This window comes from Pedobacter zeaxanthinifaciens (genome assembly GCF_003313335.1).
GTDB lineage: Bacteria > Bacteroidota > Bacteroidia > Sphingobacteriales > Sphingobacteriaceae > Pedobacter > Pedobacter zeaxanthinifaciens.
Map to the genome: position 1 here is coordinate 72,019 of NZ_QMHP01000005.1, position 21,252 is coordinate 93,270.

Consider the following 21,252-nt stretch of genomic DNA (forward strand, 5'->3'; position numbering starts at 1 on the left):
AACAACTGATACCTGATCCCTACCCCCTAATACCTAACAACTAAAAAAATTACTATCTTGTACAGCAATGAAGATTGATTTTCTAAACATTACTTGGATAAATGCCATTGACATCGCTTTAGTGGCGATACTCATCTATTACATTTATAGCTTAATTCGTAATACGCTTGCCGTAAATTTAGTGCTAGGTATGGTCATCATTGTGTTGGTGTACTATATCGTTAAAGGCTTGCACATGGAGCTTTTGGAAGCGATCATTAACAAGTTTATGAGCATAGGCATCTTAGCTTTGGTGATTATTTTCCAGCCCGAAATCCGAAGGTTTTTATTACACCTCGGCAAATCTACCTTCCTGCAAAAAAATAAAGCGTGGTGGGGCTACCTATTCGGAAGTAAAAGTGCAGAGCAAGATAATCTTCTTCGTATCAAACCAATTATTGATGCCTGTAAAAGCATGAAAAAATCCCGTACTGGTGCCTTAATGGTTTTCGTTAAGTACTATGATGATGAATTTTTCACCAACAGCTGCGAAATTATCGACAGCAAAATTTCCAAGCGCCTGCTCGAAAGCATCTTTCAAAAACACAGCCCCTTACACGATGGCGCTGTAGTAATTTCCGAAAATAAAATTAAAAGTGCCAGCTGCATTTTACCGCTTACGGACAACAACAAACTGCCTGCTCAATTTGGGTTAAGACACCGAGCTGGCATTGGCGTTTCGGAAGCTACCGATGCCGTTGCGGTAATCATTTCTGAAGAAACTGGAGAAATTGCCTATGCCAAACAAGGCAGGGTACGAATGAACGTTTCTTTCGGGGAGTTGGAAAAACTGCTGAATAAAGATTTTTAGTGGTTTATTACGGTAAAGTTGGGAACTTGAACAGGATTTAACTAACCTATTATTCACCTCAGGATACCGATACACCAAATTAAAAATAGTCGCATATCGCTTGATTTTTCTGTTTTCAAGGGAATGATGGAAGATGAAACGAATTGCATCAACTTAGGCTTCACAAACTTTTTCTTCTTAATCTGTACCAAATTTATATTTTTGGGCTGAGTTAAAAATTAATACTAAATATCCATGTTTATAAAACCGCAAATAAGGGCAACATGGCTATTCCATATGACAATTAAAATATCATTAACCACATATGAATAATTGGTTCAATAAAAATGGCATCCATTTAGCCATTCTAGCAGCTTTTGTTGTTATCTGTTTTGTTTATTTCAGTCCTGTTTTGCAAGGTAAAGCGCCTGCACAGAGCGATGTGATACAGTCGAAAGCCATGCAAAAGGAAATAATGGAGTACAAAGAGAAAGATGGAAAAGGGCCTCTTTGGACAAACCAAATGTTTGGCGGTATGCCAACTTATCAAATTTGGGTTGAATATGCTTACAACGGCGCCACCTACGGAATTGCTTTAATCACCAAAGCTTTACCTAACCCTGTAGGTACTGTGCTACTGCTATTAGTTGGCGCATATTTCCTATTTATCACGCTAAAAGTTAATCCCTGGTTGGCCGCTGCAGGCGCCATTGCCTTCGCATTTACTACCTATAACTTTGTGTTAATTGCGGCAGGACATAGCAATAAAGCTTTGGCTATTGGTTTTTTTGCTCCAATTATTGCCAGTATTTTAATGACCTTGAGAGGGCGTTATTTGCTGGGAGCAAGTTTAACAGCGCTATTTCTAGCTTTAGAAATTAGAGCTAACCACGTTCAAATGACCTATTACCTGTTCCTCGCTTTATTAATTTTAGTTGGGATAGAGTTATATCAAGCGTATAAAAACAAAACGTTACCAGGCTTCGGAAAATCAATTGGTTATTTAGCAGGTGCAGTATTGTTGGCGGTAACTATTAATGCTAGTTTGTTATGGACTACCTCTGAATATGCTGGCGAAACCAATCGTGGCAAATCAAACTTAACAGCTGATAACAGCAATAAAGAAAAAGCGGGCATGAGCAAAGATTACGCTTATGCTTGGAGCCAAGGCGTTGGTGAATCTTTCACATTTTTGATTCCAAATTTATATGGCGGCGCTACCGGTATCGATGAATTGGTAAAACCGGAAAGTCATTTATACAAAGCAGTATCGGAAAATTTCTCCGGTGGCGACCCTGCACAAACTACGCAGGTAATTCAGCAATTGGCAGGAAGCTTTAACATGCAAGAATATTGGGGTGAAAAACCAGGCACATCTGGTGGATATTACTTCGGAGCAATCGTTTGTTTCTTGTACATCTTCGGTTTATTTATCGTTAAAAGCCGTTTAAAATGGTGGACTTTAGCTGTCACTGTTCTTTTTATGCTGCTATCTTTCGGTAAAAACTTCCCATTAATATCTGATTTATTTTACGATTACTTCCCTCTTTACAATAAGTTCAGGGCGGTTGAATCTATTTTAGCCGTAGTTGGGTTGATGGTTCCTTTGTTGGCATTTTTGGCCTTAAAGGAAGCTCAGGAGAGCAAATTGGAACAGAAAGAGTTGGTAAAGAAACTGACAATCTCTGCAGCTATTACCGGTGGTTTCGCCTTGATTGTAGCTATTGCACCTACCCTGTTTTTCAGCTTCAAAACTAGCAACCACGCTGATATTGTACAGGCATTAACACAAGCCCTACAAAACAATGCAGCAGCGGCACAAAAATTAGCTAATGCCCTAGTTGAAGATCGTGCAGCCATTGCCCGTGCTGATGCATTTAGAGCGTTCTTGTTTATCGTAATTGGCTATGCTATTGTTTGGGCCTTCATTACTAAAAAATTAAATGCGCAATTGGCTTTTGGCCTATTGGCTTTTGCCGTATTACTAGATATGTGGCAGGTAGACCGCAAGTATTTGAACAACAAAAACTTCGAAAGCAAATCAACCTTAACTAACTATTTCCAACCTAGGGACGTAGACAACTTCATTGCTGGTGATAAGGATTACTTTAGGGTGTACGATCAATCGATCAATACGTTTAGTGATGCAAGCACTTCTAACTTCCATAAAACAATTGGTGGTTACCATGCGGCAAAATTGAAAAGATACGATGAACTGATTCAACATCAATTTAGCAAAGCGGTAAATCAAGATGTGTTGGACATGCTGAATACCAGATACTTTATTACGCAAGATCCTCAAAACGGCTCTTACAAAATGAGCAGAAATGCAACTGCTTTAGGTAATGCTTGGATTGTAAAAGGCGTGCAGTTTGTTAAAAATTCGGATGAGGAAATGAAAGCAATCAGCAGTTTCGACCCTAAAAGCGAAGCTATTATAGATGAGCGTTACAAATCTTTATTGGATACCACTCGTTTAGGCGCAGATCCTACTGCATTCATCAAATTAGAGAAATATCATCCTGACCATATGGAATACAGCTACAGTGCACCTCGTGATGCAATTGCAGTATTTTCGGAAGTTTACTACGATAAAGGCTGGAATATGTACGTTGATGGCGAACAAAAACCGTATTTCCGTGCCGATTATATTTTACGTGCTGCTCAACTTCCAGCAGGTAACCACAAAGTGGAATTTAAATTCGAACCTAAATCATATTATACAGGCGAAAAAATATCATTAGCTGGGACAGTGTTATTATTACTTTGCCTAGGTTTTGCTGGTTATAGCGAAACCAAAAAGAAAAAAACAGCTTAATATTTACAGTGCTACCTTATTGGCGTTAGCATACATCCAAAGAAAGCCCTTAGCAATTTGCTAGGGGCTTTTTCGTTTGCCTTTACGCTTTGTTTATCCAATTTGAAATCTTCAATTAAATTGTATTTTTAGGCAAAGAATTCATCATGCAAATAGATCAAATAAGGCAGGATACACGAGGTTGCCACGATAAGATTTTCCTAAACAGCGCTGGAGCCTCTTTAATGCCCAAAAGCGTAATCCAAAAACAAATGGAATACCTGCAATTGGAGCAAGAATTTGGTGGATATCATGTAGCAAGCCAACAAAATACCGCTTTAAATGAGTTTTACATTGAGGCTGCAAAGCTTATTAACTGTAAGCCACAAAATATCGCGTTTGCTACCAATGCCACCGATGCTTATGCGAAGGCACTATCTAGCATACCATTTAAACCTGGAGATAGTATTGTTACCACTGATGACGATTACATCTCCAATCAAATTGCTTTCCTATCACTACAACAGAGGCTAAGCCTTCGTATTCATCGTGTTAAAAAATTAGCTAACAACGAAATAGATCTAAATGATTTCCTTCAGTTAGTTAAAAATCATCAACCTAAATTAGTAGCGGTAACACACATTCCGTCTAATTCGGGTTTAATCCAAAACGTCGAGGAAATTGGGGAAATCTGTAAACAAAACGGAATCCTGTATTTAGTTGATGCCTGCCAATCTGTTGGTCAACTCCTTGTTGACACCCAAAAAATCGCCTGTGATTTCCTAACGGCTACTGGCAGAAAATTTTTAAGAGGGCCACGGGGCACTGGCTTCCTTTACGTATCTGATCGTGTGCTGTCGCAAGGTTTAGCGCCATTATTACTAGACATGAGCGGTGCCCGCTGGACAGCACCAAATGCCTATGAGTTAAGCGATGATGCGAAGCGCTTTGAAATTTGGGAGAGATCATGTGCATCTGTTATTGGCCTAACTGAAGCCATACGCTATGCAAATAGTGTTGGAATGGCTAATATAGAAGCTTATAACATCAACCTGAGCTCGCAATTGCGGGAAATGTTACAACGCAACAGTAACTTAGAGGTTTTGGACAAAGGTTTGAAATTAGCAAGCATCGTCACTTTTCATCATCACAATGTGCCGCTACAGGCATTGCAAGAAGTACTTTCCAAAAATAACATTTACTATTCTGTAAGTTTTAAAGGAGGTGCATTAATAGATTTTAGTGAAAAAAATGTAGACTGGGCAATTCGATTTTCGCCTCATTATTTTAATACACTTGAAGAAATGGAAGCCGTTACTGACTTATTGTCAGCAGACAACTTCTCTTCGCTTTAATTTAGCTATTATTTTTGCCGAAATCACTACATTTTCTAATCTCATTTTAATAGTTCAATCATGATTTTGTAAAATCAGATTTTTGCCAAAGCATATTGGCCTTAAGATTGTTAGCAATCATCAAACAGCATTTATCTTTGCAAACCATGATTGCTTTGTTTAAAAACAAGATTTCCATTTACCTTTTTAGCGCCTTGCTGTTTTTCAGCTTTGCGGTAAAAACTAGCGTTTGCCTAGGCAAGCAATGGTCAGTTGTTTTTATAGATACCGATGATGAACATCCAAACGAGGAGGAGAGTCAAGGTAAAAAAGATAACAAATCACTAAGGATGGTGCGTAAGGCTTGGTACTTCCAATGGCCAGACAACCATACTTATTTCACTAAAGAGCCGGCAACCTGGGAAGCACACAACAGTGTTTACTTACTTGCTATCATTTCCGAGCCGCTCATTCCTATCATTACACAACCACCCGAGTTTGTAGCATAATTAACGTTACAACAACTATTATTCCCATTATATCTGCTTTATTTATAATCTTTTATGAAAAAGAAACATGCCGAATCGGCTTTAAAGCCTTGGCAGCGCCTAGTTGCGATATTGCATTTTGAGCGATCATCGATTAACTACATTTTATTTTACGCCATACTCATTGGTTTGCTGGGCTTGTCGCTACCCTTAGGTACTACGGCCATATTTAACTTATTGAGTAACGGCTCTATGTACAGCTCCACTTATATTTTAATTGCGGTGGTACTTTTAGGTATCTTAATTGGCGGCTTGCTTTTAATTGGTCAGCTCACGTTAGTGGAACTGGTAGAGCAAAAAATATTTGCACGTACATCCTTAGAGTTTGCCTACCGCTTGCCCCGAATTAAAAAATCCGAACTTGAGGGCGAACATCCACCTGAATTGGTCAATCGTTTCTTCGGTATCCTTACCATACAAAAAGGTTTAACCAAACTGGTGGTTGAAATTGTTGCAGCCGCGGTATTGATTGTATTCAGTGCCATTTTGCTTTCTTTTTACCATCCAGTTTATATGGCTTTCGGGATTTTTATCATGATAGCCCTACCTTTTGTGGTAGCACTTTATTATAAGGAAGCTGTTAAAACAAGTTTGAAGGAATCTAGTCATAAATACCAAGTGGTAGCCTATTTGGAAGAAGTAGCAGGAAATTTGGACAGCTATCGTGGAAATGAAGCGAAGATGAAAGAAGCGATGGATATCACGGATGAAATCACTTCCAACTATCTTAAATCACGCACCAACCACTTTCGCATCCTACGTAAGTTTTTCGCCAGTTCCATCATCATACGCACCATACTAATGGGCGCTTTGTTAGTGATGGGCTCGTACTTCGTAATTGAAAGACAAATGACCTTTGGGCAGTTTGTAGCTGCAGAGGTAATTGTGGTACAAATTAGCTATGCCGTAGAGAAAATTATGACCAGCATGAATACCATTTTTGACATGGTAACGGCTGCAGAGAAATTGGCTGTAGTAACTGATTTAGATTTAAACGAGGGAGAGGAGGCTAATCATGGCTAACTATACACCAGTAGATCATAAAAAGAATTGGGAGAATTTGGCAGAAAAGTCGCAAGCCTCCCTACTGCGAATAGATAAAATTTTATTGTTGCAACGCATCATACTTTTCATGTGTGTGCTGTTCGTCATCATCTTGTTTTTACCTTGGCGACAAACCATCCCAGGGCGTGGTACTGTTACGGCGCTAACGCCCGAAGATAGACCGCAAACTGTACAAAACCAAATTGGTGGGCGTATTGAGCGTTGGTACGTAAGTGAGGGACAAGAGGTAAAAAAAGGAGATACAATTCTAACGATTTCTGAGATCAGTCAGTCGTATTTTGACCCTAACTTACCTGTGAGGTTACAGGAACAACTATCAGCCAAACAGGGTAGCGAAGAAGCCGCAAAACAGAAAATGCGTGCTACCCAAGCACAAATTGAAGCATTAAACCGTGGGGTAAAACTTCAGCTGGTAGCTGCCGAAAACAAAGTGAAACAAAGTATCAATCAGGTGAGGACAGATAGTGCCGATTTGGTGGCAGTAAAACAATTGTACGCCATCAGTTTAGCTAGGCTAGAACGTTATGAGAAAGGTTTTAAAGATGGATTGTTCTCTTTAACGGATATTGAAAGTAGAAGACTAAGCGTACAAAATGATAATGCAAAAGTAATTGCGCAAGAAAATAAGTTAAATACATCCCGACAAGCTTTATTGAATGCCCGCATTGATTTGGACAACACTCGGGTGAAGTACCAAGAAAGCGTGGCTAAAGCCCAATCAGACATGGGAACGGCTTTATCTGGACAGGCAACAGCACAAGGCGATATTGCCAAATTGCGCAATGAGATTGCCAATATTGACTTCAGACGTGGTTTATACGTAGTGAGAGCGCCGCAAAATGGTTACATCATCAAAACCTTAAAAGCTGGCCTTGGCGAAACCATTAAAGATGGCGAATCAGTAGCTACACTTCAGCCTAAAAACCCACAGGTTGCCGCTGAAATTTATGTAAACGCCATGGACGTACCCTTAATTGAAGGTAATAACGGTGTCCGATTGCAATTTGAAGGATGGCCGTCGGTACAGTTTTCAGGGTGGCCATCGGTAGCAGTTGGCACATTTGCAGGAAGTGTATTTTCTATTGATAAAATGGCGAGCCCTAACGGAACTTACCGCGTATTAGTGCGCCAAACATTACCTGTACCAAAAGCGGATGAGCCTTGGCCAATACAATTAAGGCAAGGTTCAGGTGTGTATGGCAGGGTAATTTTAAACTCAGTGCCAGTTTGGTACGAGATATGGCGACAGCTAAATGGCTTCCCTCCTAGTCTAGAAAAAGAACCAAAAGGTGATCCAACACAGGCAAAATAGCGAAGGAGTTATGAGGTTATTATCGATAATGACAATGCTGTTGTGTTTCCAAATTGGGTATGCACAGCCAAAAGTAGATACGGCCAATGTTTTTTTACTGAAAGATTTACAGGAAATTGTTTTCCGTAACCACCCCGTAGTAAAACAAGCGGCGCTACTTAGCGAAACTGCTCGTGCCAATGTAATGCAATCGCTAGGCTTTTTCGACCCTTCTTTGAAAGCGGGTTTCGATAGAAAAATGTTTGGTGAAAATGAATATTATAACCGCTGGACCAGTGAGTTAAAAGTACCCTTGTGGCTAGCTGGCGCTGATTTAAAAGTAGGTTACGACAGAAATGTAGGTGAATTTACTAATCCGGAAACGCAAACTTCAACAGCTGGATTAGGCGCTGTAGGCATTAGTATTCCTTTAGGTCAAGGCTTATTGATTGATTCAAGAAGAAATACTTTGAGGCAAGCAAAAGTGATGGTAAATTATGCTGAAGCGGAAAGGGTAAAGCAGATTAACACCATTTGGTACAACATTGCTAAAGATTATTGGAACTGGTATTTTACCTATCATCAGTTTCAATTGGTGAATGAAGGTTTAGATTTGGCACAAAAAAGATTCAAGGCCATCAGTCAGCAGACTTCATTGGGAGATAAGGCAAGTATCGATTCTGTGGAAGCTGCAATTACAGTGCAAGATCGCCAAATACAATTCGAAAAAACCAAAATTGACCTGTTAAATGCCAGGTTAACGCTATCGAACCATTTATGGGGGGATAATGCACAGCCTTTAGAGCTACCCACTACAGCAAAACCGCCGCAACGAATTGAAGTAGTGGAACAGCCAAATCAGTTGGTACTTGATTCACTCCTTAATTTTGCAGAACAACAGCACCCTGAAATCGTGAAATTGCGTACCAAAGGCAGTCAGCTGGAGATAGAAAGACAGTACCGTAGCGAAATGCTTAAACCAAAATTGAATATTGGAGGCTCACTACTTACTACTAGGCGCTGGTTTAACAATGATGTACCTTCTTACTACGATTTTAACTGGGGCAATCATAAAGTAGGTTTCGAATTTGCCTTTCCATTATTTTTAAGGAAAGAGCGTGGTAAACTAAAGGAGGTGAAGCTAAAGCAACTGGAAGTAGCGTATGATTTGCAGCAATCTAACCGAGAAATTAAAAATGCGGTGACTGCAAGTTATAATAGTTTGGCAGCCTATACCCAGCAGTTGGCTACACAGGTTAAAAGTATCTCAAATCAAGAAATATTGCTCAAAGGAGAAACTTCTAAATTCAGCTTGGGTGAAAGCACCTTGTTTTTAATCAATGCCAGGGAAACCAAACTGATCGATATGAAAATTAAACGGGAGGAAATGGTATCATCTTACCAAAAAACTTTGGCCGAATTGTATTATAAGGCTGGAAGCAGGTTATAAAAAAAGGACAATGCGTATGGCATTGTCCTTTTTTAGTTTTCAATAGCTACTAGCAATACTGCTCAAAAGCACCAACTAGGTTTTCGGCAATCATTTGTGCCGGACGGCCTTCAATTTGGTGACGTTCAATCATGTGAACCAATTTACCATCTTTAAATAAAGCCATAGCTGGTGAAGATGGAGGGAAAGGCATCATAAATGATCTTGCTCTATCAACAGCATCTTTTTCCATACCTGCAAAAACAGTTACCAATTTATCTGGATGTTTAACATTAGCAGCCGCTAGCTTTGCAGCCGGACGAGCATTTGCAGCAGCACAACCGCAAACAGAATTAACCACTACAAAAACGGTACCTTCGCTTTGAATCGCTTGATCAACCTCTTCGGCAGTTTTCAATTCTTCAAAACCAACGTTGGTTAACTCGGCACGCATTGGCGCAACTAAATATTCTGGATACATATCTATTTTTTAAAATGAAGCCACAAAAATAATGAATTTGTATAGGTTTTCAACTTTCCATCGTTCTAATAAACAGTTTTAACAATACAATGATATTATCGCCATGCGTTATATATTACTGAAAATCATATATTTGTTTACTAACCAAACTAAAAATTTAATCTATGTCTATGAAGAAGGATAAGACAACTATCATCTTCCTTGATAAAAACCAACATTACGCCAAGCCGTTTCAGGTCAAAACATTTTATGTTAAGCATTGGAAAAAGTTTGTAACCGCACTTTTTTTAACGCTTTGTGGCTTAGTAGGTATCATTATGCATTTGGTAAAAGCTAAGGCCGAAATGCAATTATCCAATCAAAAGCTTGCATTATTACTTGAAAACCACCAAAAAGAGGTAATTCAAATGGATACATCGGCTATTAAAAAGCACTATTTGGCTATTGATGAAAAACTGAAAACCATTAATAAATACCTGAAAGCAAGAGGCTTAAAACCAACGCCTGCAAATCAGGGAGGCACAGAGGATAATGAATTAGGCAGCACCGAAGAAATAGGTACATTTTATGATGAATATTTGAACCGGATGATTAGGCTAGTTGGCTTTACACCAATGGGCTATCCTCATAAAGGCCGCATCAGTTCCACTTATGGACACCGGGAAAATCCTTTTACTGGCGAAAATATAGAAAGTCACAAAGGCTTGGATATCAAAGGAAATTATGGTGAAATTGTAAAAACTACTGCCAACGGCACTGTAAAATTTGCTAGCCGAAGAGGTGGTTATGGCAACTGCATCATCATCAATCACGGCAATGGCTTCGAAACCTATTACGGACACTTATCAAAAATTGTGGTGAGGGCAGGACAGAAAGTTAATGCCGGTCAAATTATTGGCAATATTGGCTCTACAGGGCGTTCAACTGGCCCACACTTACATTACGAAGTGCATAGAAACGGAAAAATTGTCAACCCAAAAACTTACTTAAGCCTAGAATAACATGTTCAAAAAAAAAGAAACTAAATCCTTAAATCTCAACCAGCAAGAAATATCCACCTTAATTGGCTACGGCTATGAAATTACTGGCGAAATTAACGGTACTTCCATTATCCGCATCGATGGTAAAGTGACTGGCAATGTCACCACTGAGGGCGGACTGATTTTAGGCGACAAAGGCGTAATTATTGGTAACATCAAAACCAAATCAGCCATTATTTACGGCACTGTAACTGGTAATGTACAAGCAATGCAACTAGAAATTAAAAAAACTGGGGTGGTAAATGGCGATATCAAAACGGAAACACTTGAGATAGAGTTAGGAGCGCAGTACAATGGTAAATTAGAGATGAAGCAGCTGATTAAGGCCGAGGAGAAAGCATTAAAAGCGGTGTAAATGGAAGAAGCCTCGAAAAAATCGAGGCTTCTCCTATTATCTTTAAACTGGATTAGCGATTTTGCATTTCCATAATCAATTCCTTCATAGCCTCTTGATCTTTTAGCATATCAAATCCAAAGGTGATAATGATGATAACGCATGCAATTAGTGTGATAGCACTTAACACCAAACCAACAATAGCGCATATCCTACCTGCTCTTAAGTTTTTGTAAGAACTCTCCGTATACATGCCAACATTAGCTAGATACAATCTTGTATCTTTATTTCCTAATACTATGGCAATAATTCCTAAAATCAAACTTATTATACCATAGAAACAGCAGCATGTTACAATGGATAAAATACCCATCACCAATACCGCAGTAGCATTGGGCAATGGTAACTGCATACCTTCGTAGCCAAAGTTCCCTCCTTTTGGTGGAAACGCATTACCTTCAAAAGGTTGCTTAGCAAACGGCTGTCCTTGATCTGGGTTTTGTGGCACTTGGCCTTCTTGTTCTTCTGACATTTTAAATAATTTGTAGGTGATAAACTTTATAAATATAATTAATTATGATAATTGAGGAAACAAAAATGTACATTACTTTAAGTACGAAAGCCCCGTTTTTGAAATCGAACTTTAAGTGCAGCAACATATAAACCAGCAAAGCTATAAAGGGAATTGTAGCCGGATAAAACTTAAAAGACTGTACTAAGTTGCCCTTAAGTAAGGCAATAAATGAACGTTGAAAACCGCAGCCGGGGCAATCTAATCCGGTTAGGCTTTTAAAAGGACAAGTGAGCAGGTGTTTTTCCAACCAATGGATAATTCCACCGGCCTCAGTAAGTATCAAAAAAAGCATTACCGTAAACATACCTCTCATAATGGCTAAAATATAAAATAGTTCCGAATTGGCTTGCTTTAAATCGGATACTATTGAAATTTAAAATAAATGAGACAGGAATTAACTCAACTCCACTGTCAAGCACTTTGAAACTGAATCAAAATTCAATAGATTTAACCATAATTTATACAGAAATGAAGAAACTCCTATTGCTTGCCATGTCGTTAATGGCACTACAAACTTGGGCACAAAAACCAGAAGATACAGAAGTTTACCAACCAGTACCACCTAAAGTGAGTACCGGAAAAGTGTTTTCAGATGCGCCTTCAGATGCGTTGATACTTTTTGATGGCAAAAACTTAGACCAGTGGGTATCAGTAAAAGATAAAAGCAAACCTGCACAGTGGACTATTGATAACGGTGCATTCACTGTAAAAAAGGGAACTGGAAATATCGAAACTAAGAAAGCCTTTTTGAATTATCAATTGCATTTGGAGTGGAAAATTCCAGCAAACATTACGGGAAAAGGTCAAGCCAGAGGTAATAGTGGTTTGTTCTTAGCCTCAACCGGTGGCGGCGATGATGGTTACGAGCTACAAATTTTAGATAACTACAACAATGACACCTATGTTAACGGACAAGCAGGTAGCATTTACAAACAGTTTGTGCCATTGGCCAATGCCAATAAAAAACCTGGAGAGTGGCAAACTTACGATGTAATTTGGACTGCTCCTACTTTCAATACTGATGGTTCAATTAAAACTCCTGCAAGAGTAACCGTTTTATTTAATGGCGTTTTAGTACAAAACAATGCAGTACTTACCGGCCCAACGCAGTATATTGGCGCCCCATCGTATAAAAAAGCTCACGGTGCTTGTCCTATCAAACTACAAGATCATGGTGACCCAAGTGAACCGATTAGCTTTAGAAATATTTGGATAAGAGAACTGTAGCCGTACAAGCATTGGCGTTAATTTTACCGTACAACTATTTTACGCACAGCTACTTTAAAGCTCACAAACCATCATCAATTTGTAAAGCAAAATATATTAAATTGTTATTGATAAAGGCATCACGTAACTTTGCAATATAAATTTAAAACAAAAACAATATGTCATCAGTAGAGACAACTTACGTACCTTACAAAGTTAAGGACATTTCACTGGCGGAATGGGGCCGCAAAGAGATCGAATTAGCAGAGGCAGAAATGCCAGGCTTAATGTCATTAAGAAAAGAATTTGGTCCAACAAAACCCCTAAAAGGAGCTAGAATTGCGGGATGTTTACACATGACTATCCAAACTGCAGTTTTAATCGAAACATTGGTAGAGTTAGGTGCTGAAGTTACCTGGTCATCATGCAACATCTTTTCTACTCAAGATCACGCTGCTGCTGCTATTGCTGCTGCCGGCATTCAAGTTTATGCTTGGAAAGGTTTAAACGAGGAAGAATTTGACTGGTGTATCGAGCAAACTTTACACTTTGGCCCTGATCAACAACCATTAAACATGATTTTGGATGATGGTGGCGATTTAACCAACATGGTATTTGATAAATATCCTGAGTTAATTGCTGGTATCAGAGGTTTATCTGAAGAAACTACTACTGGCGTACACCGCTTATACGAGCGCATGAAAAACGGCACATTGCACTTACCTGCAATTAACGTTAACGACTCGGTAACCAAATCTAAATTTGATAATAAATACGGTTGCCGCGAATCATTAGTAGATGCAATCCGTCGTGCTACAGATGTAATGATGGCCGGTAAAGTAGCTGTTGTTGCTGGTTATGGCGATGTTGGTAAAGGTTCTGCTGCTTCATTAAGTTCACAAGGTGTACGTGTAATTGTTACTGAAATTGACCCAATTTGTGCTTTACAAGCTGCAATGGAAGGTTATGAAGTGAAAAAATTCGCTAACGCGGTTAAAGAGGCTGACATTGTAGTAACTACTACAGGTAACTGTGACATCGTTCGTGGCGAACACTTTAAAACCATGAAAGACAAAGCTATCGTTTGTAACATTGGTCACTTTGACAATGAAATTGACATGGCTTGGTTAAACCAAAATTATGGCCATACTAAAGTTGAAATTAAACCGCAAGTTGACAAATACACCATTGATGGTAAAGACGTTATCGTTTTAGCCGAAGGTCGTTTAGTTAACTTAGGTTGCGCAACTGGTCACCCATCTTTTGTAATGAGTAACTCGTTTACTAACCAAACTTTAGCACAACTAGAGCTTTGGACTAACGCTGCGGCTTATGAAAATAAGGTTTATGTTTTACCTAAACACTTAGATGAAAAAGTGGCACGTTTACACTTAGAAAAAATTGGTGTAGAATTAGATGTTTTAGATCCTCACCAAGCAGAATACATTGGTGTAGCCGTTGAAGGTCCATTTAAACCGGAAGCCTACAGATACTAATTTAAGCTGAAATTCAACAATATATAGTCCTTAGGATATTTAGATTTTAATTTCAACAAAAAGGATGTGCAAGTTGCACATCCTTTTTTTATGCGCCCCTTCGCTGGAATCTCTTTCAGAAAAGCATTATTATTTCCAAAATAATCTTATCTTCAACAAAATTCTCTAAAGAATTTAAACCCAATAAACTAAACCTAAACATGCATTTCTTTGAGAGAGTTCTGCAGCCGCCTACTTACGGCTGGAAAAACCAAGATGGAGATTTAATTAAACCAAGCCCTTCTCAGTTATTTAAAGAGTTTTTTAGCCGACTTAATATTTTCCGCGACAGAAGAAATTGGCTACCTTTTTTCAGTTGGCTCAAAATAATTTGCTTAATTCCTTTTTTCTTTATTTTTCTAATATACTATCTAGAATGGTGGACAGTTTTAGCTGCATTTATTTACAGTATGATTGTGATGGGCACTCATGGCACTATTTGGCATCATCGTTATTGCACCCATGGCGCTTATACCTTCAGAAATAAATTTTGGCGTTTTATTACGCAAAATCTCACTATCAACGTTATTCCGGAAGAAATTTATGTGGTTTCGCACCACGTTCATCATTCCCTTTCAGATAAGCCAGGCGATCCTTACAATGCACAAGGCGGTTTTCTTTACTGTTTTCTGGCGGATGTAAATCATCAACCTATTGCAAAAGATTTAAACGAAGCAGAATTTAGAAGGGTGCAACAATTGATGGAGCATACCGGCGTAACATCTAACTCCTACACCCAATATTTAAAATGGGGCTCTTATGTCAACCCCTGGAATGCCATAGCGTCTTGGTTATTCAATTGGGCATTTTGGTACGCTGCATTTTACTTAATAGGCGGCCATGCTTTGGCCTGTACACTATTCGGTGCTGCCGGATTTTGGGGTGTGGGTGTACGTACTTTTAACTACGAAGGCCATGGCAAAGGGGAAGATAAGAAGAAAGAAGGAACCGATTACAACTGGAAAGATAACTCAATTAACCAACTTTGGCCTGGCTTTGTAGCTGGTGAGTGGCATAACAATCATCACTTATATCCTAAAAGTGCCCGTAGTGGATTTAAGCCTCATCAAATTGATTTAGCTTGGTATTATATTAAAATGATGCATGTATTTGGGGCAGTAAAATCTTACAAATGCTTTAAAAAACAGTTTTACGCTTACCATTATTTACCGATGAAGGTAAAGCCTTAGCAGTCAATTTATGTAACAATGAAGAGAAGAGGCAATGAGATGAACATTATCTCTATTTAGGAAGGTTAATCTTTTACACACCTAAATCCTAAATTGTTGGATGCGCTGTTCACCTCTCCTTTTCCTCGTGAGCCAGCCCTGTAGCGATTGCAATACTCGTCGCTACATAAAAAAGAGCCACCTCTTTGTACCCGTTTAACTAAGCCGGGCTCTTGCGGATCGTAGCTATCGGATGGGCCTTGCGGGTTTTGTTGTGGACTGTTTTGATAGTAATCGGGGCGATAAAAGTCATTGCACCACTCCCAAACATTGCCTTCCATATCGTACAAACCAAAAGCGTTTGCGGCGTAAGATTTCACCTTAGCTACACCAATATATCCATCCTCTTTGCTATCAGCATTTGGAAACTGGCCCTGAAATATATTCGCTTGCCATTTACCATCGGGCTTTAATTCGTTGCCCCAATAAAAAGGTTGCTGTTCTTTCCCTCCTCTTGCTGCATATTCCCATTCCGCCTCGGTTGGCAATCGCTTACCCGCCCACTTGGCATAAGCTAAAGCATCCGTATAGCTCACTTGTACCACTGGCTCGTCATCAATGGCGGTACGTTGGTCGCCAAAGGGATGTTTCCAGTAAGCCCCTTTTACATACTTCCACCATATTAACGGGTTATTTAAATCTACAGCATAGTTTGGCGGACTAAAAACTGCTGAGCCTGGCACCAAATCTTCCAAAGGGACATTGGGAAAATCCTTTGGATCTAAGGCTTTCTCTGCCACAGTTTGATAGCCAGTAGCTTTTACGAATGCCGCAAACTCAGCATTGGTCACTTCATGTTCGTCCATCCAAAAGCCCTTTAAGCTCACTTTATGAAGTGGTTGCGCATCGCCAAAGCTCGCATCAGAAGAACCCATGGTAAACTCCCCCGCGGGTATCCATACCATTCCATCTTTTATTTTAATTTGATGATTAGCCGGTGATTGTTGCTTATTGGAATTAGAGCATGAAAGCCAGCATAATGCACCTAAACAAATCCCGAAAATAGAAAGGCCTTTCATAAAAGATTACTTCTTTTTAGCTTTTCCCAATAGCCATGCAGCGATGTCATTGGCAGCTTTGTCGTTTTCAAATTTTACTGGCAACCTACCGTTAGTGTACTCATTGTATAACCAAGGATCGCCCACGGCCAATACCGTTCCTTTGCCATACTTAACACTCGCCATAGCCACTTTGCCATCATTTGTTTTTAAAACAGGCTGTACATTTTTATCGTTAATATTAATGGAACTGGCATTTTTAATGAAAATATGACTAGCGGATTTGAATAACGGATTTCCTTTAGTAGAAAGGCCACCATCATCAAAATGTGCGTCGTCTTTTACAAACAAAATCAAATCTGTATTAAACGTAAAACCGAATTTAGCGGGCAATGCGTTGAAATGTGTTAAATCGGCATTCTCCTTATCGTTAGTCATCAATAACAGTACCCCACCATTTTTAACCCAAGTGGCAATAGCTGCAGCATCTTTTTCATTCATGTAATTAGGTGTTGGATTATCACCCACATGATCAGGATCTACAATGATGAAAACAGCTGTATTTTTTAAGTTTTCCAAAGTTGGCGCTTCCGTAAGCACATTTAAATTTTTTGCACCGTTTTTTTTGAAAGCTGCTCCAAAAATTGAAAATCCCGTTGACGCCGTATCATTCCACAAATAATGAAAGTCTATTGTTTTATTATCAGCAGTTTTCTTTGTCTCGTGGTTGTAGTAGTTATCAACCGTTACCGTTTGTGCATTTAGCTGAAAAATTGGCGCTATTAAAAATGTAGATAATACTGCTGTGAAGATACGTGTGGTTTTTATTTTCATCTGAAACTTAAGAATGATTAGTTAAATGAACTATGGTTTTTAAAGCATAAATTTAACAATTATGCCGGTAATAGCTAGGGAATTGTTTAGGAGAGATGAGCATAAGAAAAAAGCAGCTTTAATAAGCTGCTTTTGTAAGTGGAGAATGCCGGATTCGAACCGGCCACCTCTTGCCTGCCAGGCAAGCGCTCTAGCCAAATGAGCTAATCCCCCAAATCTTTAATGCCTATCCCGGCCACTTTCCCGAATCAGTCGGGACACATAGCCAAATGAGCTAATCCCCCGTATTTTTAATGCCTATCCCGGCCACCTTCCCGAATCAGTCGGGACGCCTAGCCAAATGAGCTAATCCCCCAAATCTTTAATGCCTATCACGGCCGCCTTCCCGAATCAGTCGGGACTCCTAGCCAAATGAGCTAATCCCCCAAATCTTTAATGCCTATCCCGGCCACCTTCCCGAATCAGTCGGGACGCCTACCCAAATGAGCTAATCCCCCATGTGCGAGCAAAAGTAAGTATTTTTGATAATTCTGCAAGTACAAAATAAAAAAAGGGAAGACTATCCAGCCCTCCCAAACACAATAACATAGTTAAGCGGAGAATAGACAAACAAATTCTGTTTGCTTAACCTAAATTTGTTCAAATATAAATTGGTTCACTTACGGATAAAATACCCAGAAGTAGGTATTTTATTTAGTATATGGGAAATTACGAGAAACCTTCCTCATCATTCTCTCTACCAACACGTCCGGAGATGATAAAACATTGTCATCCATACTTTTAAAAAACCTCCAAATCAATGCCCCCTTTTCTCCATCATTGATAGTAAGCGTTAAGGTTCCAGTACCTGTTTTAGAGCCAATTCCACCAAACAAAATCGTGGTCGCAATAGCTCCGGCTTCGGAGCGTGTTTGTTCCGTTTCAAAATTCCCTCCAATAACTGCATCAACCTGCAAGATCTTCGCAATTTCATCCTTCGTCATTTCGTTCAACTTATCAAACACACCTGCTTTTCTCAACAATACATTTGTACGTTCTACATCTTGGAATTCTACAGAGTAATTAGAGGCTTTGCGCAATAAAAAAGTGTACAAACTTGACTGGATAGACGTCGATAACTTGTCTTCTTGAGCTTTGTTGGCCTCTGCACTGTAATCTTTTGGTGGTTTTCTGAATGAAATCCTAGTAGCGAATGGCAAAATTGCTACTATTTTGTGTTTAGCAATTTCACTTTTCAGGTTAGGACTTTCAAATACTTGCTTACTTCCTTCAAATTGGGCATTAGCCGCAAATGTTGCAACTACGAGTAGTGCTAATAATAAGATTTTTTTCATTTAAGTAGTTTATTAATCTGCAATTATAATTAATAAACTTTTTTTATTTAATACTTTGTACTATCAACTTCGCCGTTCTTTCAGAAGCGCCAGCATCACCCATTAATTCGTGAAGTTGTTTGTAATCCTCTAGCATTTGCTGCCTTCCCGTTCCCGAAGTGATCTGTTGTAGTTCTTCCGTAACTTTTTGTACAGAACAATCTTCCTGAATCAACTCTGTCACTATCTTTCTATCTACAATTAAATTTACTAACGAGATAAAGCGAATTTTAACCAATAATCTAGCTATGGCAATTGAAATAGTTCCTCCTTTATAAACCACCACCTGTGGAACATTGAAAAGTGCAGTTTCTAAAGTTGCAGTACCTGATGCCACTACTGCAGCATAGGCCTCATGCAACAAATTATAAGTTTGATTAAACACCAGCATTACATTTTTATTGCCAATAAACTGCTGATAATAATTAGCACCGAATGTAGGCGCAGCCGCTATTACAAATTGATGCTCCGGAAAGTTCGCGGTAACACCCAGCATCACAGGCAGTAACCTATCTATTTCCTGTTTTCTACTGCCGGGTAAAAGCGCCACAATGGGTTTGTCGCTTAATTTATTTTCTATTCTAAAGCCAGTATTTGCTTTAAAAACAGCAATTTCATCAAGCAGTGGATTTCCGACATAATCAACCTTCATGCCCCATGTTTTGTAAAAATCTACTTCAAATGGCAAGATGCAAAACAGATGGTCAACGATTTTTTTAATTTTCAGTACTCGTTTTTGATTCCACGCCCAAACCTTTGGAGAAATGTAATAGCAAACTTTAATGTTATTGAATTTGGCAAACTCTGCAATTTTCAAGTTAAAGCCTGGAAAATCGATTAAAATGATAACATCCGGCTGGTAAGCTAACACATCGTCTTTACAGGCCCTTAAGTTTTTGAATATGGTACGCAAGTTCAGTACCACTTCGGTAAATCCCATAAATGCCATATCGGCATAATGCTTAACTAAATCCCCACCCTGAGCCTGCATTTTATCACCACCAAAATACCTAAACTCGGCATTCGCATCTTCTGCCTTTAGTGCCTTCATCAAATTTGCTCCGTGTAAATCTCCAGAAGCTTCGCCTGCAACTAAGTAATATTTCATTTTTTAAGGTACCAGGGGTTAGTAAACAATTGGCAGTTTTCAGTTAGCAATTAAGCAGTGCTAAACTTCTTGCATAATTTTATAAAAGAAAAAAGCGAAAGCACATAAAAAAGTAGCACTCACAATTCCTCTAGTGATATTTTCTTTATTTAAGTTATTAAAATATTTAACCCAGGCCAAGTTTACCGCCACGCATCCAATCAGCAACAAATCAGCCTTGCGGAAAACAGTGGTATAATGCATTAAATACCACGCTATGGTACCTAATATTAACGGACTAACAAGACCAACACCTAACCCAACCAACACATGATTTTTTACGGAAGAAAACAACTTTGCCATTTAACCTAAATTGGAGCCATCGGCACTGTGCGTTGTTTTACCTTGACTAGCATTCCCTTCAAAATCCCAAGAATTAAGCTCTTGAATAGCATGATGTGCTGTCAAATCAAACTGTACGGGAACTACCGAAGCATAGCCATGATCCAAGGCCCAAACATCGGTATCTTCACCTTTATCGTAGTTCTCAAACACACCTGTCAGCCAATAATATGGCCTGCGGTAAGGATCCTGGCGCTCTTCAAAATCTTCGGCCCATTTGGCATTGGCCTGCCTGCATATTTTGATGCCCTTAATTTGATCTCCCTTAGGAAAATTCACATTTAATAACGTACCAGCCGGCAAACCATTGGTCAAAACTTGCAGCGTAATTTGCTTAATATATTTCTTACAGTGCGAAAAATCTGCATCTTGTGCAAAATCATCCAAAGAAAAACCAATTGAAGGAATTTTTTCAATGGCACCTTCCACCGCAGCCGACATGGTACCTGAGTAAATCACATTGATTGAATTATTCAAGCCGTGATTAATTCCCGACACGCACAAATCGGGCTTTTTACCTTTAAAAACTTTGTTTACTGCCAATTTCACACAGTCTACAGGCGTACCAGAGCATTTATACATCTCAATAGGCGGGTACAAATTAACCTTATCAAAACGAAGCGGTTTACCTATCGTAATGGCATGTCCCATCCCAGATTGCGGTCCATCGGGCGCTACAACGGTAACCTCCCCTATCTCGCTCATCACCTCAATGAGGGCTTTTATTCCCGTTGCGGTAATACCGTCGTCATTTACTACTAATATGGTGGGTTTAGTTTTCATGCTTTAAATTTAATGTAACTGCTACAGTTTTTTCTATCAACATTATTTTTTACGCAAAGCGATTCATAAGTTCCAGAAAAGCG

At 39.1% G+C, this 21,252-nt stretch carries 21 protein-coding genes and 1 tRNA gene; 12 read left to right on the forward strand and 10 right to left on the reverse strand.

The genetic code is table 11. The annotated features are described in order from the left end of the window. Positions 1–67 precede the first annotated feature (67 nt). From cdaA to DUT68_RS09085, 7 genes are all read left to right on the forward strand, one after another. Positions 68–850, forward strand: coding sequence for a diadenylate cyclase CdaA (cdaA, locus tag DUT68_RS09055; protein ID WP_113637718.1), 783 nt, complete (start codon positions 68–70; stop codon positions 848–850). Between the two features lie 304 nt (positions 851–1,154). After that, positions 1,155–3,647, forward strand: a complete 2,493-nt coding sequence (locus DUT68_RS09060; RefSeq protein ID WP_113637720.1) for a YfhO family protein — start codon at positions 1,155–1,157, stop codon at positions 3,645–3,647. Between the two features lie 146 nt (positions 3,648–3,793). Beyond that, a complete protein-coding gene (locus DUT68_RS09065) occupies positions 3,794–4,981 on the forward strand; it encodes an aminotransferase class V-fold PLP-dependent enzyme (protein ID WP_113637722.1) in 1,188 nt (395 codons plus the stop codon). 107 nt (positions 4,982–5,088) lie between these two features. Further along, on the forward strand, positions 5,089–5,469 hold the full coding sequence (locus DUT68_RS09070; RefSeq protein WP_113637724.1) for a hypothetical protein: 381 nt from the start codon (positions 5,089–5,091) through the stop codon (positions 5,467–5,469). A gap of 54 nt (positions 5,470–5,523) precedes the next feature. Next, positions 5,524–6,531, forward strand: a complete 1,008-nt coding sequence (locus tag DUT68_RS09075; RefSeq protein WP_113637726.1) for an ABC transporter transmembrane domain-containing protein — start codon at positions 5,524–5,526, stop codon at positions 6,529–6,531. Next, positions 6,524–7,885, forward strand: a complete 1,362-nt coding sequence (locus tag DUT68_RS09080) for an HlyD family secretion protein (protein WP_113637728.1) — start codon at positions 6,524–6,526, stop codon at positions 7,883–7,885. The genes DUT68_RS09075 and DUT68_RS09080 overlap by 8 nt, the downstream gene beginning before the upstream one ends. Positions 7,886–7,895: 10 nt before the next feature. Beyond that, a complete protein-coding gene (locus DUT68_RS09085) occupies positions 7,896–9,314 on the forward strand; it encodes a TolC family protein (protein ID WP_113637730.1) in 1,419 nt (472 codons plus the stop codon). A 49-nt stretch (positions 9,315–9,363) separates the two neighbouring features. Here DUT68_RS09085 and DUT68_RS09090 read toward each other — a convergent pair whose 3' ends face one another. Continuing rightward, entirely contained in the window at positions 9,364–9,774 is a 411-nt protein-coding gene (locus DUT68_RS09090; RefSeq protein ID WP_113637732.1) for a BrxA/BrxB family bacilliredoxin, read from the reverse strand. Between the two features lie 170 nt (positions 9,775–9,944). Here DUT68_RS09090 and DUT68_RS18635 point away from each other — a divergent pair, with 170 nt between their 5' ends. Both DUT68_RS18635 and DUT68_RS09100 read left to right on the forward strand, forming a co-directional pair. Then, a complete protein-coding gene (locus tag DUT68_RS18635; protein ID WP_306419609.1) occupies positions 9,945–10,775 on the forward strand; it encodes a M23 family metallopeptidase in 831 nt (276 codons plus the stop codon). A 1-nt stretch (position 10,776) separates the two neighbouring features. Then, the gene (locus DUT68_RS09100; protein ID WP_113637734.1) at positions 10,777–11,169 is read left to right on the forward strand and encodes a bactofilin family protein; all 393 of its coding nucleotides are present in this window, start codon (positions 10,777–10,779) and stop codon (positions 11,167–11,169) included. A gap of 52 nt (positions 11,170–11,221) precedes the next feature. Here the strand turns inward: DUT68_RS09100 and DUT68_RS09105 are convergent, their stop codons facing one another. Both DUT68_RS09105 and DUT68_RS18680 read right to left on the reverse strand, forming a co-directional pair. Continuing rightward, entirely contained in the window at positions 11,222–11,680 is a 459-nt protein-coding gene (locus DUT68_RS09105; RefSeq protein WP_198659563.1) for a CCC motif membrane protein, read from the reverse strand. Between the two features lies 1 nt (position 11,681). Then, entirely contained in the window at positions 11,682–12,035 is a 354-nt protein-coding gene (locus DUT68_RS18680; RefSeq protein WP_113637735.1) for a DUF2752 domain-containing protein, read from the reverse strand. 155 nt (positions 12,036–12,190) lie between these two features. Here DUT68_RS18680 and DUT68_RS09115 point away from each other — a divergent pair, with 155 nt between their 5' ends. The 3 genes from DUT68_RS09115 (at position 12,191) to DUT68_RS09125 (ending at position 15,653) form a co-directional block, all read left to right on the forward strand. Next, a complete protein-coding gene (locus tag DUT68_RS09115; protein WP_113638110.1) occupies positions 12,191–12,949 on the forward strand; it encodes a 3-keto-disaccharide hydrolase in 759 nt (252 codons plus the stop codon). A 158-nt stretch (positions 12,950–13,107) separates the two neighbouring features. Beyond that, on the forward strand, positions 13,108–14,424 hold the full coding sequence (ahcY, locus tag DUT68_RS09120) for an adenosylhomocysteinase (RefSeq protein ID WP_113637737.1): 1,317 nt from the start codon (positions 13,108–13,110) through the stop codon (positions 14,422–14,424). Between the two features lie 200 nt (positions 14,425–14,624). Further along, a complete protein-coding gene (locus tag DUT68_RS09125; RefSeq protein ID WP_113637739.1) occupies positions 14,625–15,653 on the forward strand; it encodes a fatty acid desaturase family protein in 1,029 nt (342 codons plus the stop codon). A 65-nt stretch (positions 15,654–15,718) separates the two neighbouring features. Here the strand turns inward: DUT68_RS09125 and DUT68_RS09130 are convergent, their stop codons facing one another. From DUT68_RS09130 to surE, 7 genes are all read right to left on the reverse strand, one after another. Beyond that, positions 15,719–16,597 carry a formylglycine-generating enzyme family protein gene (locus tag DUT68_RS09130; protein ID WP_237088305.1) on the reverse strand — a complete coding sequence of 293 codons (879 nt, stop codon included), beginning with the start codon at positions 16,595–16,597 and terminating at the stop codon, positions 15,719–15,721. Between the two features lie 120 nt (positions 16,598–16,717). Continuing rightward, positions 16,718–17,524 carry a DUF4350 domain-containing protein gene (locus tag DUT68_RS09135; protein WP_113637743.1) on the reverse strand — a complete coding sequence of 269 codons (807 nt, stop codon included), beginning with the start codon at positions 17,522–17,524 and terminating at the stop codon, positions 16,718–16,720. 139 nt (positions 17,525–17,663) lie between these two features. Beyond that, positions 17,664–17,737: transfer RNA gene (locus DUT68_RS09140), tRNA-Ala, on the reverse strand. A gap of 476 nt (positions 17,738–18,213) precedes the next feature. Beyond that, positions 18,214–18,858 carry a hypothetical protein gene (locus tag DUT68_RS09145; protein WP_113637745.1) on the reverse strand — a complete coding sequence of 215 codons (645 nt, stop codon included), beginning with the start codon at positions 18,856–18,858 and terminating at the stop codon, positions 18,214–18,216. Positions 18,859–18,901: 43 nt separating this feature from the next. Then, positions 18,902–20,005 carry a lipid-A-disaccharide synthase gene (gene lpxB / locus DUT68_RS09150; RefSeq protein WP_113637746.1) on the reverse strand — a complete coding sequence of 368 codons (1,104 nt, stop codon included), beginning with the start codon at positions 20,003–20,005 and terminating at the stop codon, positions 18,902–18,904. A gap of 60 nt (positions 20,006–20,065) precedes the next feature. Beyond that, positions 20,066–20,347 (reverse strand): stationary phase survival protein SurE, encoded by a 282-nt coding sequence (locus DUT68_RS09155; protein WP_113637748.1) that lies wholly within the window; start codon positions 20,345–20,347, stop codon positions 20,066–20,068. Next, positions 20,348–21,169, reverse strand: coding sequence for a 5'/3'-nucleotidase SurE (gene surE / locus DUT68_RS09160; protein WP_113637750.1), 822 nt, complete (start codon positions 21,167–21,169; stop codon positions 20,348–20,350). It lies immediately after the preceding gene. Between the last annotated feature and the right edge of the window lie 83 nt (positions 21,170–21,252).

Excerpts from the sequence above, each read along its gene's own strand:
- DUT68_RS09105 (WP_198659563.1), bottom strand. The coding sequence starts at position 11,680 with ATGTCAGAAGAACAAGAAGGCCAAGTGCCACAAAACCCAGATCAAGGA.
- DUT68_RS09075 (WP_113637726.1), top strand. The coding sequence starts at position 5,524 with ATGAAAAAGAAACATGCCGAATCGGCTTTAAAGCCTTGGCAGCGCCTA.
- DUT68_RS09115 (WP_113638110.1), top strand. The coding sequence starts at position 12,191 with ATGAAGAAACTCCTATTGCTTGCCATGTCGTTAATGGCACTACAAACT.
- DUT68_RS09080 (WP_113637728.1), top strand. The coding sequence starts at position 6,524 with ATGGCTAACTATACACCAGTAGATCATAAAAAGAATTGGGAGAATTTG.
- DUT68_RS09125 (WP_113637739.1), top strand. The coding sequence starts at position 14,625 with ATGCATTTCTTTGAGAGAGTTCTGCAGCCGCCTACTTACGGCTGGAAA.
- DUT68_RS09085 (WP_113637730.1), top strand. The coding sequence starts at position 7,896 with ATGAGGTTATTATCGATAATGACAATGCTGTTGTGTTTCCAAATTGGG.
- DUT68_RS09130 (WP_237088305.1), bottom strand. The coding sequence starts at position 16,597 with ATGGTATGGATACCCGCGGGGGAGTTTACCATGGGTTCTTCTGATGCG.
- surE (WP_113637750.1), bottom strand. The coding sequence starts at position 21,169 with ATGAAAACTAAACCCACCATATTAGTAGTAAATGACGACGGTATTACC.
- DUT68_RS18635 (WP_306419609.1), top strand. The coding sequence starts at position 9,945 with ATGAAGAAGGATAAGACAACTATCATCTTCCTTGATAAAAACCAACAT.
- ahcY (WP_113637737.1), top strand. The coding sequence starts at position 13,108 with ATGTCATCAGTAGAGACAACTTACGTACCTTACAAAGTTAAGGACATT.
- DUT68_RS09090 (WP_113637732.1), bottom strand. The coding sequence starts at position 9,774 with ATGTATCCAGAATATTTAGTTGCGCCAATGCGTGCCGAGTTAACCAAC.
- DUT68_RS09060 (WP_113637720.1), top strand. The coding sequence starts at position 1,155 with ATGAATAATTGGTTCAATAAAAATGGCATCCATTTAGCCATTCTAGCA.
- DUT68_RS09135 (WP_113637743.1), bottom strand. The coding sequence starts at position 17,524 with ATGAAAATAAAAACCACACGTATCTTCACAGCAGTATTATCTACATTT.
- DUT68_RS09065 (WP_113637722.1), top strand. The coding sequence starts at position 3,794 with ATGCAAATAGATCAAATAAGGCAGGATACACGAGGTTGCCACGATAAG.
- DUT68_RS09145 (WP_113637745.1), bottom strand. The coding sequence starts at position 18,858 with ATGAAAAAAATCTTATTATTAGCACTACTCGTAGTTGCAACATTTGCG.
- lpxB (WP_113637746.1), bottom strand. The coding sequence starts at position 20,005 with ATGAAATATTACTTAGTTGCAGGCGAAGCTTCTGGAGATTTACACGGA.
- DUT68_RS18680 (WP_113637735.1), bottom strand. The coding sequence starts at position 12,035 with ATGAGAGGTATGTTTACGGTAATGCTTTTTTTGATACTTACTGAGGCC.
- DUT68_RS09155 (WP_113637748.1), bottom strand. The coding sequence starts at position 20,347 with ATGGCAAAGTTGTTTTCTTCCGTAAAAAATCATGTGTTGGTTGGGTTA.
- cdaA (WP_113637718.1), top strand. The coding sequence starts at position 68 with ATGAAGATTGATTTTCTAAACATTACTTGGATAAATGCCATTGACATC.
- DUT68_RS09100 (WP_113637734.1), top strand. The coding sequence starts at position 10,777 with ATGTTCAAAAAAAAAGAAACTAAATCCTTAAATCTCAACCAGCAAGAA.